Origin of the sequence: Streptomyces sp. NBC_00667, from assembly GCF_036226825.1 — a bacterium.
Classification (GTDB): Bacteria; Actinomycetota; Actinomycetes; order Streptomycetales; family Streptomycetaceae; genus Streptomyces.
This window is the reverse complement of the sequence record NZ_CP109022.1, coordinates 6,927,416-6,940,826: the sequence shown is the minus strand read 5'-3', so window position 1 is coordinate 6,940,826 and position 13,411 is coordinate 6,927,416. Positions and strand designations below refer to the sequence as shown.

General features: G+C 68.3%; 13 protein-coding genes and 1 pseudogene. 10 read left to right on the top strand and 4 right to left on the bottom strand.

Annotation, left to right across the window (positions count from 1 at the left end):
- The first annotated feature begins 107 nt into the window (after positions 1-107).
- The 3 genes and pseudogenes from OHA81_RS31450 (at position 108) to OHA81_RS31440 (ending at position 2,537) form a co-directional block, all read left to right on the top strand.
- Positions 108-356: a hypothetical protein gene (locus tag OHA81_RS31450; RefSeq protein ID WP_329201594.1), complete on the top strand. Its 249-nt coding sequence runs from the start codon at positions 108-110 to the stop codon at positions 354-356.
- A gap of 674 nt (positions 357-1,030) precedes the next feature.
- Positions 1,031-1,241 (top strand): annotated as a pseudogene (locus tag OHA81_RS31445) (hypothetical protein); the annotation flags it as partial.
- 486 nt (positions 1,242-1,727) lie between these two features.
- Positions 1,728-2,537, top strand: a complete 810-nt coding sequence (locus OHA81_RS31440; RefSeq protein ID WP_329202638.1) for an IS5 family transposase — start codon at positions 1,728-1,730, stop codon at positions 2,535-2,537.
- A 33-nt stretch (positions 2,538-2,570) separates the two neighbouring features.
- Here the strand turns inward: OHA81_RS31440 and OHA81_RS31435 are convergent, their stop codons facing one another.
- Positions 2,571-3,053 carry a hypothetical protein gene (locus tag OHA81_RS31435; RefSeq protein WP_329201592.1) on the bottom strand — a complete coding sequence of 161 codons (483 nt, stop codon included), beginning with the start codon at positions 3,051-3,053 and terminating at the stop codon, positions 2,571-2,573.
- 391 nt (positions 3,054-3,444) lie between these two features.
- Between OHA81_RS31435 and OHA81_RS31430 the strand changes: the two genes are divergently transcribed.
- The gene (locus tag OHA81_RS31430; RefSeq protein ID WP_329201590.1) at positions 3,445-4,182 is read left to right on the top strand and encodes a dienelactone hydrolase family protein; all 738 of its coding nucleotides are present in this window, start codon (positions 3,445-3,447) and stop codon (positions 4,180-4,182) included.
- Positions 4,183-4,454: 272 nt separating this feature from the next.
- Here the strand turns inward: OHA81_RS31430 and OHA81_RS31425 are convergent, their stop codons facing one another.
- Positions 4,455-5,594, bottom strand: a complete 1,140-nt coding sequence (locus tag OHA81_RS31425; RefSeq protein ID WP_329201588.1) for a PucR family transcriptional regulator — start codon at positions 5,592-5,594, stop codon at positions 4,455-4,457.
- Positions 5,595-5,680: 86 nt separating this feature from the next.
- Here OHA81_RS31425 and OHA81_RS31420 point away from each other — a divergent pair, with 86 nt between their 5' ends.
- The 3 genes from OHA81_RS31420 (at position 5,681) to OHA81_RS31410 (ending at position 9,076) form a co-directional block, all read left to right on the top strand.
- Positions 5,681-6,736, top strand: a complete 1,056-nt coding sequence (locus OHA81_RS31420; RefSeq protein WP_329201586.1) for a ferredoxin reductase — start codon at positions 5,681-5,683, stop codon at positions 6,734-6,736.
- Positions 6,737-6,743: 7 nt separating this feature from the next.
- Positions 6,744-7,862, top strand: coding sequence for a fatty acid desaturase family protein (locus tag OHA81_RS31415; protein WP_329201582.1), 1,119 nt, complete (start codon positions 6,744-6,746; stop codon positions 7,860-7,862).
- Between the two features lie 1,085 nt (positions 7,863-8,947).
- On the top strand, positions 8,948-9,076 hold the full coding sequence (locus OHA81_RS31410) for a hypothetical protein (protein ID WP_329201580.1): 129 nt from the start codon (positions 8,948-8,950) through the stop codon (positions 9,074-9,076).
- 308 nt (positions 9,077-9,384) lie between these two features.
- Here the strand turns inward: OHA81_RS31410 and OHA81_RS31405 are convergent, their stop codons facing one another.
- Together OHA81_RS31405 and OHA81_RS31400 are read right to left on the bottom strand one after the other, a co-directional pair.
- On the bottom strand, positions 9,385-10,575 hold the full coding sequence (locus OHA81_RS31405) for a spore photoproduct lyase family protein (protein WP_329201578.1): 1,191 nt from the start codon (positions 10,573-10,575) through the stop codon (positions 9,385-9,387).
- 314 nt (positions 10,576-10,889) lie between these two features.
- Positions 10,890-11,372: an MSMEG_6728 family protein gene (locus OHA81_RS31400; RefSeq protein ID WP_329201576.1), complete on the bottom strand. Its 483-nt coding sequence runs from the start codon at positions 11,370-11,372 to the stop codon at positions 10,890-10,892.
- A 107-nt stretch (positions 11,373-11,479) separates the two neighbouring features.
- Between OHA81_RS31400 and OHA81_RS31395 the strand changes: the two genes are divergently transcribed.
- The 3 genes from OHA81_RS31395 to OHA81_RS31385 all read left to right on the top strand — a co-directional run bounded on the left by OHA81_RS31395 (position 11,480) and on the right by OHA81_RS31385 (position 12,977).
- Positions 11,480-11,710, top strand: a complete 231-nt coding sequence (locus tag OHA81_RS31395; RefSeq protein ID WP_329201574.1) for an alpha/beta hydrolase — start codon at positions 11,480-11,482, stop codon at positions 11,708-11,710.
- Positions 11,711-11,831: 121 nt separating this feature from the next.
- Positions 11,832-12,041 (top strand): low temperature requirement protein A, encoded by a 210-nt coding sequence (locus tag OHA81_RS31390; protein ID WP_329201572.1) that lies wholly within the window; start codon positions 11,832-11,834, stop codon positions 12,039-12,041.
- Positions 12,042-12,500: 459 nt separating this feature from the next.
- Entirely contained in the window at positions 12,501-12,977 is a 477-nt protein-coding gene (locus OHA81_RS31385; protein WP_329201570.1) for a cupin domain-containing protein, read from the top strand.
- The last annotated feature ends 434 nt before the right edge of the window (positions 12,978-13,411 follow it).

The following is a 13,411-nucleotide window of genomic DNA, read 5'->3' as shown; positions in this document are numbered from 1 at the left end:
TGTGCGCAGTTGATTGTGTCCGGCCTTCGAGGGATCAGCATGTTAGAGATATAGAGACATCGTCGGAAAACAGGAGGTATCTAGTGATGCGTGCTCATCTTCTCCGCATGGCGGCTGTCGTCGGTGCCGCCGCTGTCATGACCCTCGGCGGCGCCGCCGTGGCAAGCGCCGACGGGGGTGTCGGCAATGCGGGTATCGGTAACTCCGGCGTAGGCAATGCGGGTATCGGCAACTGGGGTGTGGGCAATGCCGGCGAGGTGAACGGGGGGCTGGGCAATGCCGGCATCGCCAACTCCGGGATCGGTAGTGCTGGAATCGGCAACGCCGGAGTCGGCAGCGCGGGTATCGGCAACTAAGGCGACTCCTTGGGCGCTGTTCCGCAGGTAGGCGCCGGTTGGAGGACTACCGCGTCCGCGAGGGTTTGCGGCAGGCCTGCGTGGTGTGTCCCCGGGCCGCCGTCTCAAAGCGCGGACCGGGGCGCCCGTGCTCGTCCCGATTCCACAGGGGGCGCCGACCGGTGCCCCTACTGCCCTCTCTTCGGGTGTACCCGTCTCCCCGGGTTTCCGGCACCTCTCGCCCCAGGCGCAGTCGGCTATCCCGGCTCGGCGTCCGATGATGTCACTGCGGCGACGCCACACCCTCAGCACCTCCGCCAACGTGGCCGTCCTCGGCATCGCTGAACGCAACCGCCGACCCATCGCCTTACAGCAGTGCACCAAACGGCCTCATCGTCACCACCGTGACCACGACTCTCGCGGCCCTCTGCTTTTGGGTACGCTGCTTCGCCCTGGCAATTGGCCCCGACCGGAGCGGGTGACAGACCACGCTATGACGGGCCTCCCCTTTCCACAGTCCACACCGTCAAGACATCTGCCGCCAGCCCACTTCACCCACAACCAGGGGGAGGCCACCGCCTCAGCTCCCGTCCAGAAGCCTCAGGACCGGCCCCTCGACGCCGTCCATCGGCCGACGCCAGGGGAAAGAAGCACCCGGCGATCCTGCGGCTCTGGGAAAACGCCTGGGAAACAGTTCCCGCACTTGCATCAAACGGTGCGGACCCGCCGGCCCCGCACCCGTCCGGCCCGGGTGGTCGGCGAGAAGGACTACAGCTCGCACAAGATCCGCGCCTACCTCCGCAGACGCGGCATCGCCTGGACCATCCCCGAATGCGTCGACCAGATCAGCGGGCGCCGCGGCGCGGCGAGAGTCTGTGCCGTCTCCGAGCTGGCCCCCGAAGCCGGGGGCACCTGGCGCCGATAGGTCTCTGGTAGCCACTGGCGGTCACGCCCAGGCTTGACGCCGCGGAGCGGTACCTGAAACTGCTGCTACTTCGTAGGAAGGGAACTCAACGGAATCTGTATCAGTGCCCAGCGCGTAAAGGTGGGCAGAGCCTCGCCGGCGATGTCCTCAAGCCGGTCGAAGCCCTCTGGCAGCACGTCAAGCAGGGAGTGGCCTAAGAAGCCGTATTCATACCGGTCATCGAGTGTGGGGATCGAACAGGGATCCTGATCGGATGATCTCGGAGGGGTCCAAGCATGAGGACAGGGCCTCGTGGCGATTCGGAAGGTGTTGAAGTCTCACCGAGCGCCAGGAGGCCCTGCTTGTCGCAGTTGTACGCGGTTGAGGTCCCGGAGTTCAACTCGTTCGTCGTGTCGTGCGATTGCCTCGCGCACAAGTTCGGGAACGCGGCGGACCAGCCGGAGCGGGTGCGGCGCTATCCGTCGGACATGACGGACCCGGAGTGGGCGGTGGTGCGGCCCCTGCTGCCGGTGCCGGCCTGGCTGGAGGGCAGGGGCGGCCGCCCGGAGGGCTACTGCCACCGCCAGATACTCGACGCAGTGCGCTACGTCGTCGACAACGGCGTCAAGTGGCGCTCGGTGCCTGCCGACTTCCCACCCTGGGACCGCGTCTACGCCTTCTTCCGCCGCTGGCGCCGCCAGGGCCTGGACGCGGAGTTCCACGACCGGCTGCGGGGAAATGTCCGCGTCAGCGAGGGGCGGGCGGCCGAGCCGACCGCCGGCATCATCGACTCGCAGTCGGTTCGGGCCGCCAGCTCGGTGCCGGCCGCCACGCGCGGTTACGACGGCGGGAAGAAGGTTCCGGGCCGCAAGCGGCACGTGATCACGGACTGTCTCGGCCTGCTGCTGGTCGTCGCGGTCACGGCGGCGAACGTGGGCGACCGCGAGGCCGCCGTGCCCCTCCTGGAAGGGGTCAGGGGCGCACATCGCTCGCTCCGTATGGTCTGGGCGGACGGCGGTTACACCGGCATGCTCGTCGACTGGGCCAGGGAGAAACTCCACCTCACCCTGGAGATCGTCAAGCGCAGTGACGAACCGCGATTCGTGGTGCTGCCCAGGCGGTGGGTGGTGGAGAGGACGCTGAGCTGGCTGATGCGCTCACGCCGTCTGGTCCGTGACTACGAGACGCTGCCCGCCACCAGCCAGTCCATGATCCTGTGGTCGATGACCATGCTCATGAGCCGCCGCCTCGCCCGCCGCACCCGCACACCGGGCACGGCGATGTCCCTGGCAGCCTGAACCACGCCGTCACGCCGTCACGCCGTCACGCCGTCACGCCGTCAGGATGCCGAACTCCCCGGACTGGTGCCGGGTGATCCACCCGCGCTCGGCCAGGCGTTTCGCCTGCGAACGCACTCCTTCGATCTTCGCCGGCACCACGTCCAGGCCCAATGCCACCGCGAGATCCTTGGCCCGCACCTTGTTCCGGCCCGCAGCCGCCTCGCTCTCCAGCACCGAGATGATCCGCTGATAGTCCGGCGCGAGGACCGCCCTGGCCAGCCGCCCACTTTGGTGGGGAACCGGCGATCCCGCCACCGCCGCGGCCACAGCGGCGCCCTCCACCGCGACCACGGCACGGCCGGCCGGCTCGGCCAGCACCTCCACCACCGCTTCCCGGGCGATGACCAACCGCTCCAGCACCCGCTCGGCCTCCTCCAGCACGGCCGCGGCCCGGACCGTTTCCTCCCGCGCCCGCTCAACCGCCTCCCGCGCGGCCGACTCCTTCGCCTCCAACAAACCGAGCACCGACGCCACCAGCCACCCCTACCGATCAAGAAGCAACCCGACGCCACAACACTCCCTCACCGCGCCCGAATCCACTCCTGACCAGCGGAAACTCAAAAGTCATGACCGGAAAGACAACGGCTTCTAACTCCCGGTCGGCTCGCCAACGCGGGAGCAGTAACAGGGCTTGGGGGATCTTCAAGAAGGATCTTCGCTCGCAGAGACCCCCCGTCGCATCGTAGGCCAAGTGCTGATCAAGCCATCCAGGGGTGTGACCGAGATGCGCGCCAAAGGCGGGACGGGATGGGTTTGAAGCCCTGAGCGCCGGGCCCGTTCCGTATTTCAGAGGGACACCTACGCTGTTCTGCCCGCGGCAGAACACCGGCCGGACCAGGCTCGACGATCACTACAGTCCAGTCTCATGACGACGATTACGACGCGTACGGTCGAGTACCCGGCCGACGGTTTGACGATGGTCGGGCACCTCGCGCTCCCGGCCGGTGTCGACCGCCGGCCCGCGGTGCTGCTCGGACCAGAGGGCATGGGGCTCAGCGACGTCGAGCGCCGCCGGGCCGACGCTCTCGCCGAGCTGGGATATGTAGCTCTGGCCTTCGACCTTCACGGCGGGCGCTACTTGGGTGACCCCGAGGAGATGCTGGCCCGTTGCCTGCCACTGCTCGCTGATCCCGACCGGATGCGGCGCATCGGCCACGCGGCACTCGACGAGTTGCGCACCGAGCCCCGGACCGACCCCGACCGGATCGCCGCCATCGGCTACGGCACCGGGGGCGCCATCGCGCTGGAACTCGGGCGCGACGGCGTCGACCTGCGCGCGATCGGGACAGTCAACGCAACCACCACGGGCCGACCGGGCGAGGCAGCGCGCATCCGCTGCCCGGTGTGGGCCGGGGTCGGATCGGAAGACCCGATCATGCCGCCCGCCCAACGAAACGCGTTCACCGCTGAGATGCAGGCCGCGGACGTCGACTGGCGCCTCACGGTCTATGGCGGCGCCCTGCACGCCTTCCACCACCCATCGGTCGACCACCCCGTGGTCCCCGGTGTCGGCTACCACCCCCCGCACGCCCAGCGAGCCTGGCGCGACGTCGTCGATCTACTCGCCGAGTGCCTGCCGGTGACGGAGGACCTGGGGGCATGACCCAGGCAAACGTGCTGGCACCAGGACTGATCAGCGTCGCGCACTGACAGCCTCCTCCCCTCAAGCCCTCACAGCAGAACCACATTCAGGCAGTTGTGCAGGCCATCACCACCGCGAACCCTTGCGAGGGCTAACCAGGTAAGAGATGTGAAGCCGTCGTCCACGATCGCGCCGACGTTCCAGGGCTTGAACGCGGTGCGGACATAGCCTTCGAGGGACTCCGGTGGGGCGGGGTCCGGTCGGTGCACGGTCGTGGACGGTCGAAGAAGGCGTCAGCTGACCCGAAGACCGACCGCCAGCGTCAGTTCAAGGACCCGGTGCGGCGACCTGAGATCCGGATACAGCTCCCGCAGCTGCGACATCCGGTACCGGACGGTCTGGGGATGGACGAACAACGCCGTCGCCATCTCGTTCCGCCGGCCATGGTGCAGAAGCCACGCCCGCAACGTCTCCTCCAGCCGCCGCGAGGTCGCGACAGGCAAGGTCTGCAACGGTGCGAGGGCTCGGGCACGCAGGTCTGCGAAGGCGTCCACGTCGGCGCTCAGCACCAGCTCGGGCAGGTGGTCCTCGGTGTCGCGAATATCAGAGGAGAGGGAGCGCGCGCGGACGGCTCGTGCGTACGAGGCGGACGCACGAGTCCACGGGCGGGGCGGGCCGACCACGGCGGTGCGGTCGGTCAGTTGCCTCAAGAGATGTGATCGGTCGGCATCGGGGACGAGCAACACGCCGGAGGCGTCCGGCAGATCGTCGAGGACGAGGGTGCTCGGGTCGAGCGCGCGGTAGGCAGGCCGGGCCTGGGCGGCGGGCAGCAGGACCGCGGTCAGTGAAACCGGAGTCTGCCACCCGGCCCGTTGAGCAGCGGCAAGGAGCACGTCCGGGTTCGCGCCGGCGAGGAGGTCACGGACCAGTTGTTCCAGGTGGCGCTCATGAGCCCGGCCCTGGGCGGCCAGTTCGTCGGCGTGGCCTGCGGCGCTCGCGGCGGAGAGCTCGTCGATGTAGGCGAAGGTCAGCTCGGCGAACTTCGCGACGTCGGCGGCGGGCAGACCTGCCGGTACGGCACCCGCGGCCAGGCATCGCCAGGCCACGCGGGCGCCGACGCGGTAGGCGCTGAGCAGGGCGTCCATCGAACGGCCGTCGCGCACCTCGCCGCGACCCAGCTCGTAGGCTGCGTCACCGGCGTCGCCGCCCGTGGCGTTTCCGCTCGCGAGGTTCAGGTAGTGCCCCAGGGCGGTGCGGACGGCTCGGCGGATGGTGGCGCCCATGCGGCCCGAGAGGGCGTTGGCGTAGGGAGGGACCTCGTCGATGATCGCCTGGACGACCTCGTCGGCGGTGGTCTTCAGCGTGGCCCGCAGTGCGGTGACCGTCGTCTCGTCCAGGGCCAGCTCGGTGGCCCTCCGGGTTGCATGGCTCATCTTTTGTTCCCTGCGAACAATCCAGCCGATCAGTTTCACGTCCTGCGGACAGGACTTTACGCCCTGAGGCGCACCAAGCTGGAGTCATGACGAGTGCAGCCCTCCGCAGTAGGGCGTGGAAACTGCTGGAGATGGTCACGACGCCGCTGCTGCCGTCGGACTACCTGGACCTGGTCAGCCCGCTGCGTGCGGGCGCCGACCTGCGGGGGCGCATCGAGGCCGTGCACCCCGAGACGGATGACGCCGCGACCGTCGTGATCAGGCCGGGACGGGGCTGGCGCGGTCACACAGCCGGTCAGTACGTGCGGATCGGGGTCGACGTCGACGGGGTGCGCCTGTGGCGTGCCTACTCGCTCACCTCGCCGACGAACCGCCGGGACGGCCGCGTCACGATTACGGTGAAGGCGATTCCGGACGGCAAGGTCAGCAATTACCTGGTCCGCAGGGCTAAACCGGGAACGTTGGTCCAGCTCGACCAGGCGAGCGGTGATTTCGTGGTGCCGCAGGCCAAGCCAGCCAAGGTGCTCTACCTGACGGCCGGCAGCGGCATCACGCCAGTGATGGGCATGCTGCGCGACATCGAGCTCGACGACGTCGTCATGGTCCACTCCGCGCCACGGCCGCAGGACGTGATCTTCCGCAACGATCTGCACGACCTGGTCGCGGACGAGAAGCTGCGTCTCACCGAGCTGCACACCGACACGGACGGTCCGCTCGACATCGCCCGTCTCGACGAACTCGTCCCCGACTGGGCCGAGCGCGAGACCTGGGCTTGCGGGCCCGCGGGCCTGCTGGACGCCGCCGAGGACCACTGGACCGAGCACGGCGTCCGGGAGCGCCTGCACACCGAACGCTTCCGCCCCGGCATCGTCGTCACCGGCGACGGTGGCGAGGTCACGTTCAGCACCACCGGCAAGACCGTCGACGCGGACGGCGCCACGCCGTTGCTGGACGTCGGCGAGGAGGCCGGCGTGCTCATGCCGTCCGGGTGCCGCATGGGCATCTGCTTCGGCTGCGTCACGCCGCTCAAAGCCGGCGCCGTCCGCGACCTGCGCACCGGTGAGATCACCGAAGCCGAGCCGGGCGTCCTCATCCAGACCTGCGTGTCCGCCGCCGCGGGCGCCTGCGACATCGAACGGTAGGAGCACCTTGACCGCCATTGACCCCACCGCCCACTTGACCGCGGAGCAGATCGAGGAGCTCGGCCGTGAGCTGGACGCAATCCGCGACGAGGTGATCGCCAGCCGCGGCGAGAAGGACGCGGCCTACATCCGCAAGGTCATCGCGGCGCAGCGCAAGCTGGAGCTGGTCAGCAGGGGCGTGCTGCTGTTCTCGATCTTCCCGCCCGCGTGGCTGATCGGCACCGCCGGTCTGTCCGTGGCGAAGATCATGGACAACATGGAGATCGGCCACAACATCCTGCACGGCCAGTGGGACTGGATGCGGGACCCGAAGATCCACTCCACCACCTGGGACTGGGACCACGTCTCGCCGGCCGATCAGTGGAAGCACTCGCACAACGAGCTGCACCACACGTACACCAACGTGATCGGCAAGGACAACGACCTCGGCTACGGCATCATGCGCGTCGACGAGGACCAGAAGTGGCACCCGCTCCACCTCGGCCAGCCGCTGTGGAACTTCATCAACGCCTGCTTCTTCGAGTACGGCATCGCAGCGTACGACCTGGAGCTCGGCAAGAACCTGAACAAGCGCCGCCGCAAGAACCCGGAGTTCCGCGCGCGGGCCAAGGCCGTGGGCCGCAAGATCCGCAAACAAGTGCTCAAGGACTACGTGATCCACCCGCTGCTGTCGGGCCCGTCGTTCCTCCCCACACTCGCCGCCACGTCCACCGCCAACCTGGTCCGCAACATCTGGACCCACTCGGTGATCATGTGCGGGCACTTCCCCGAGGGCGTGCAGGTCTTCGAGCGCCGGTCGATCAAGGGCGAGACGCGCGGCCAGTGGTACCTCCGGCAGATGATGGGCTCGGCGAACATCAGCGGCAGCAAGGCCATGCACTTCATGACCGGCAACCTGTCGCACCAGATCGAGCACCACCTGTTCCCGGACCTGCCGAGCAACCGGTACGCCGAGGTCGCGGTGAAGGTGCGCGCGCTGTTCGAGAAGTACCAGCTGGAGTACGTCACCGGGCCGCTGCCCAAGCAGGTGTTCTCCGCCTGGCACAAGGTCTTCCGGCTCTCGCTGCCGAACAGGAAGCCCAAGGTCAAGACGCCGGTCCGCGAGCAGGAGCTCGTCGCGGCCTGATTCGCGGTATTGGTTCAGATCTTTCAGCCGTACCGGCGGCACCGCCGGTTTCGGTGAGATCCAGCGGCTCCCCCGCGCATACGCGGGCTGCGCCCGCACGAGGGGGCGCGCCCAGGCCATCCGTGCTCGGCAATGCACGTGAGACCTGGGCGTAGCCGTGCCGTCGGGCGGCCGAGGCCGCTGCGGGCCCGCGGGGCTGCTGTGATCTTCTGCAGCAGTTGGGGCCTCACTGGTCATGTCCGGTACACGGTGAGCTCCCCCAAGGTGTGTGGGGCACTGCGTCGCAGCCGGAGGGCGACACCAAGGGCTACCCATCCACGTTCACATGGCCTCCGTGGCGCGGTAGCACCGGCCCGTCCGGCCCGTGCACCTGGGCGACGACCGAGGGCCCCACCGTACGGCTCCGTCTCGCTTGCGTAGCAGCCTGGCGGCACGGTCGCCGGTGACGGGCCCGGCTCATCGGCGTGCCACCACGCGTAGGAGGGAACCTCGGGTACTTCGGGCAGCCGGGTGAGCGGCACCTTCAGGGGACGCCGCATGTAGCGCACACGAACACCACCGCGTCGGCCCCTGCGGCCCCGTCTGTGAGGTCAGCAGACAGTGCCGCCTGGGTGTTCCGACGTGCGGACGCCTTGATCCTCATCTCGCTGATCACGCATGTGCTGACCCTCGGCACGCTGCGAGGCGCGGAGTCCACTCCGGGCAGACCGGCACACGACAGCTGTCCGAATCAAGCGATCAGGTACTGCAGAAACCCAGCTGCCTAATCCTCGACAAAGTCGCCGCCTACTGCCACCGAATCTCTGACTCAGGTCACTAGACGGTACGCGCAAGATCCACAGGCCGGGAAGGCGAGACCGCTCCTTCTGAGGAACATTGAGGTAGCTCAGCAGCCGGTGCGGCAGGCCGCGTCGCGAGCAGTTCAGGTGAGGTCGGTCCACGGGATCGGCACCGCCTCGAGCAGCCGCGTCGAGCGGGTGGGCGCTGCGGGTGCACATGTCAGCTAGCGACCCACGCCAAAAACGATCGCCACGAGCGGCCGCCGGCCTCTGGGGTGCTCCGCGGGCGCCGGCTACGAGGAATCCGTGGCCGGCCCCGACCACGCACGCGCCCACTTCACCGGCCCCTGGGAGTGGCCCCTGGCCGAGGACCAAACCCGCCCTGCCTGGTTCGAACTCGGCTTCGTCGGCGACCGGCTGGCTCCCTCACCATGAGCGTGATTCCCTGGTCGGTCCGACTTCTCCACGAGGTGCCGACGACCCCAGTGCCGCGACCAACAGATAGGCGTACGCCGAGAGCACCGCCGTCGCCGCTCGGGCCACGACACGACCCCTGAGCGCATCGAGCAGCTCTCCGCCATGGGATGCGGTGGGCATAGCGGGGTACGGACAGCGGCCTCGGGTACTCCTGGCGACCCGCTGGTCAAAGACCGGCACGGTCACCCGCTGACAACCAACCGCCACATGGCCACCATCACGCCTTCGTGACGACAACCGCCAGTGAGAGGTCTGCCTCCAGGGGTTCATAAGGCGTATCGGATCCGGAGCCAAGGGGCGTGGGCGGTCACGAGCGTGCGCATCCGTTCGACGGCCTCCGCCTTCACTGCGTTGCGGTAGCGGACGTTCCAGCTGCCGTTCTCGGAACGCTTGGGCTGCTGGAGGTCCGGCCGCCACAGGACGTCCTCCGCACGCGGGTGCCAGCCGAGGTTGAGGTCGTGCAGGTCCTCGTTGTGCGTCAGCATGATCACCTCTGCGGCCGCCTGGTCCTTCACCGGACGGGGCAGGACATCGTCCATGTGCCGCAGCAGGAGGCACCAGTCGCGTTCCCAGCCCGGGCGCAGAACGACGGGTGAGAGGTTGAAGTGGACCTCGTACCCCGCTTCCAGGAAGTCCCCAGCGGCGGCGATGCGGCTCTCCACCGGGCTGGTACGGATGTCCAGCAGCTTGGAGTCCTCCTGCGGCATGACGGAGAACCGCACTCGGGTACGACCACGCGGATCCAGCAGGAGGAGGTCCGGGTTGACGAACTTGGTGGCGAAAGAGGCCTTGGCGGAAGGCCACCGGGAGAAGGAACGGACAAGGTCGGCGACGTTGTCACTGATCAGGGCATCGACGGAGCAGTCGCTGTTCTCTCCGATGTCGTAGACCCACGCAGTGGGGTCGCACTGGTTCGGCTCTGCCTTGGGGCCGAGGCGCGCGAGTTGCCGCGAGAGGTGGGCGATGATGCGCTCGATGTTGGTGAAGACGGTGATCGGGTTGGCGTAGCCCTTGCGGCGCGGGACGTAGCAGTAGGCGCAGGCCATGGCACAGCCATTGGCGGGGCCAGGGGCGATCCAGTCCGCGGAGCGGCCGTTGGGGCGGGTGGTGAGCGTCTTCTTCTCCCCCAGGACCAGAACTTCCCTCTTGATCCGGACCCAGCGGTCGATGTTCCCCTCGTTGCCGTGGAGGGCGGGGATCTTCCAGTGCGAGTCCACGGTAATGATGTCGGCGTCGGGAAAGCGGGCGATGATCTGCCGGCCGCGCGGGGAGGCCGCGGCCGCGGGTTCCGCGTGGATCGCCCGTACGGACAGCAGTCGACGTGCGGTCGGGGAGTCGCGGAACAGTGGGCCGACGACGGCCGGGAAGTGGTGCTTTTGCCCGGTGTCGATGTCCTCCATACCGAACAGGGCGTCCGTGGGGTCGTCCGGTCGGCCTGGGTGCGGCTGGTCGCCCATGTGCGTCTCCTGTATACGTCTCCTGTGTACGTCTCCTGTGTACGTCTCCTGCGACATTGCCCCACGTGGAACTTCCACTGTAGGCGAGCCAGAGGACGAACCCGTGCGTCGTCCGTGTGGAGGCTGGGACGCGGCGTGCCGCCGGACGGCGGTACGGGCGCCAGGACGGTGGGGAAAGGACATGGACGGCACGCCGACCTCGCGCCGCGCCGTCGACGCCTCCGACCGGCAGCCGCAGGAGGAGGGAGAGACGGCGGGGCGCGTCCGCCGTGCACAAGCCCATGTGAGCAGGAGGGCCTGGCGGCGGGCGTCGGTCAGAGGGGCTTGGGGCCGGTGTCGCGGTCGGAGGGGGGCCAGATGTACGGCAGGTCATCCGGGACGTCGGGGAAGTGTCGGCGGTAGAAGTCAGCATCCTTGCGTACCAGCGCCGACTGGTGGCTGCGGTGGAAATCCGGGTCTCCCAACCACGGCGGCAGGTTCCCCTGGGCAGCGAGTTGTTCCTGCGTCCTCGGCTGTCCGCCCGGCAGCCATGGCCGGAAGTCCTGTAGCAGGGTGACGGCGCATGTGTCTTCGCGCCCTTCGGCCGTCCAGACCGCACAGACGTCCAGTCCGTAGCGCACGAGGGCCTCCTCGTAACCCGACCACATCCGCACAGCGGGATGTCTGCGCCAGCCGTAACCGGGAACGATCAGTCCTCGCAGCACCTGCAGGGCCTCGACCCGTTGCTTTCCGAGCCGCCGCCCGTCAAGCACGGTGGCGGAAGCCTGGAAACACGCGAACGGAAGGAACGTCTGCACTGCCTCTCCTCACCTTCTGCAGCATGAGTCGCTGCCGAGGTCATGTCCCGTGAAGTCCGGCATCCCGAAACACGTAACCCGGTGGGGAACGATTCCGGCCCGCCTGGGTGAGGAGGTCCTCGACCCCCCTGCTCGTCGTCGTCGGCAGCGAGGCCGGATCGCTGTGGTTGTCCACCGAACTCCACCGCCGCGCCCGCACCCCCAAGAAGTTCCGCATCGTCGAGGGCGGCACGCACATGGACTTCTACGACGTCCCCAAGTACGTCGACCAGGCCATCGCCGCGGCCGTCCCGTTCTACAACGAGCACCTCGCGGCCAAGCCGGCCGACGAGGGCTGACATCCGCCCGTTACATGACGGCGGCGGCCGGGCATCCATGTCGGGCCGCCGCCGCGCGACACCTGGCCAGCCCGATTCGGCGGGCGCCCAGCCCGCCACCTTGGTTGAGGAGATTCCGACCATGAGCAGCGTGCCCGAGTCGTTGAGACTGCGGCGGGAAGTGTCTCCGTTGGAGCTGTTCTACGACCTCGTCTTCGTCTTCGCGGTCTCCCAGCTCTCCCACCACCTCCTGGAGCACCTGACCAGGCGCGGCTCCGCGGAGACGGCCGTCCTGCTGGTGGCGGTGGAGGACTGCCCCACCACAACCGTCGCCTACGAGCCCGCCCCCTGACCGGCATCCTGGCTCCGTCTGCGGCTATCCCTGCGGGTCGCAGACGGACCGGGCTCGCTCCCTCATGGGACGGCTGGTCGGGTGACCTGGGCCGTGGGTACCAGCTGTGCAGCACCTCTGCAGCCCCAGCCTGCCAGCATGCACGATGCCACGATGCCTGCCGGCCTGGACTGCGGAATCAACGCCACAATCACCGAAAGCGTGAATTGTCTGACGGAAGTGACGCGCTACACGGGCTGGAGGTGTCGCGCCGACGCTTGGCGGGCGAGACTGTCATCGACTGCACGAACCCGGTCGGCTACACGACCGGACGCACGGAGGAATGTGGCAAAGGGTCGTGGCCGCTCGTGCGGTTGCGGCTCACGTGCTCGTGGGCCGAAAGAGCCCAGGGCTCAGAGAGCGCTGACGTGGGCGGGCGCAAGAACGCCGCGTACCGCCTTCGTTGACCGGGAGAGAAATATGACCATCAAGGACATCGGGCCGGAACCTCAAAGCTTCGACCTCGAGAAGGCGACGCTCGAGAACACGAACTATCGTGCGGTCGCCTGGTCCGGTAAGTACCTCCAGTTGACTCTCATGTCTATCCCGGTGGGTGAGGACATCGGCTTGGAGGCCCACCCGGAAACTGACCAATTCCTACGACTCGACGCGGGCCGGGGCCGCGTCCAGATGGGCCGCACTAAGGATCGACTCGACTTCGACCGGGAGGTCGAAGATGGCTGGGCGATCTTCGTACCCGCCGGCACGTGGCATAACGTCACCAACATTGGTGACGAGACCCTGCAGCTCTATGCCGTATACGCGCCGGTCCACCACGCGTCGGGCAAGATCCATGCGACATCCGTCGACGCGGAGCGCGACGAGGACTCGGGCAACGACGCGCCACCACCCTGGTCGGTCCAGCCTGCCCAGCAGCCATCGGACAAACACGCCTGACCAGCAAAGGCTTGTCGCGATCGGCGAGGCCCAGAGGGTTGCGAGGACAGCCGGGGCTCCGTCCCGGAAGCAGGTGCGAGGGTGCGTCGGCGATTTGTCCCGGTGTGCCGGCGTACTCGGGTGGCGAGAAGGGCTCTTGTAGCAGCACCGCCTGGACCCACTACCAGGCGGTCAAGGCCTTCGGCCTCTCCCCGCAGGATCCGCCCGCCGCCTGGTCCCCGTCGTGGCCAAGGGCGCACGGGTCTATGGCCGCCGCCCCTTCCGCTGTGGTGGAGGGGGCGGCGGCCGGACGGGGCAGGCGAGGTGGCGGGCCACCACGCGGGCGATGGTTGCGTCCCGGCGTAGTGGCCGCGAAGAGCAGCAGGGATCCGTCGAAGACCCCGGCATCGCGGCTTCCGCGCAGGTTGGACATTGTGCGCGTCCGCTCTCCCTGC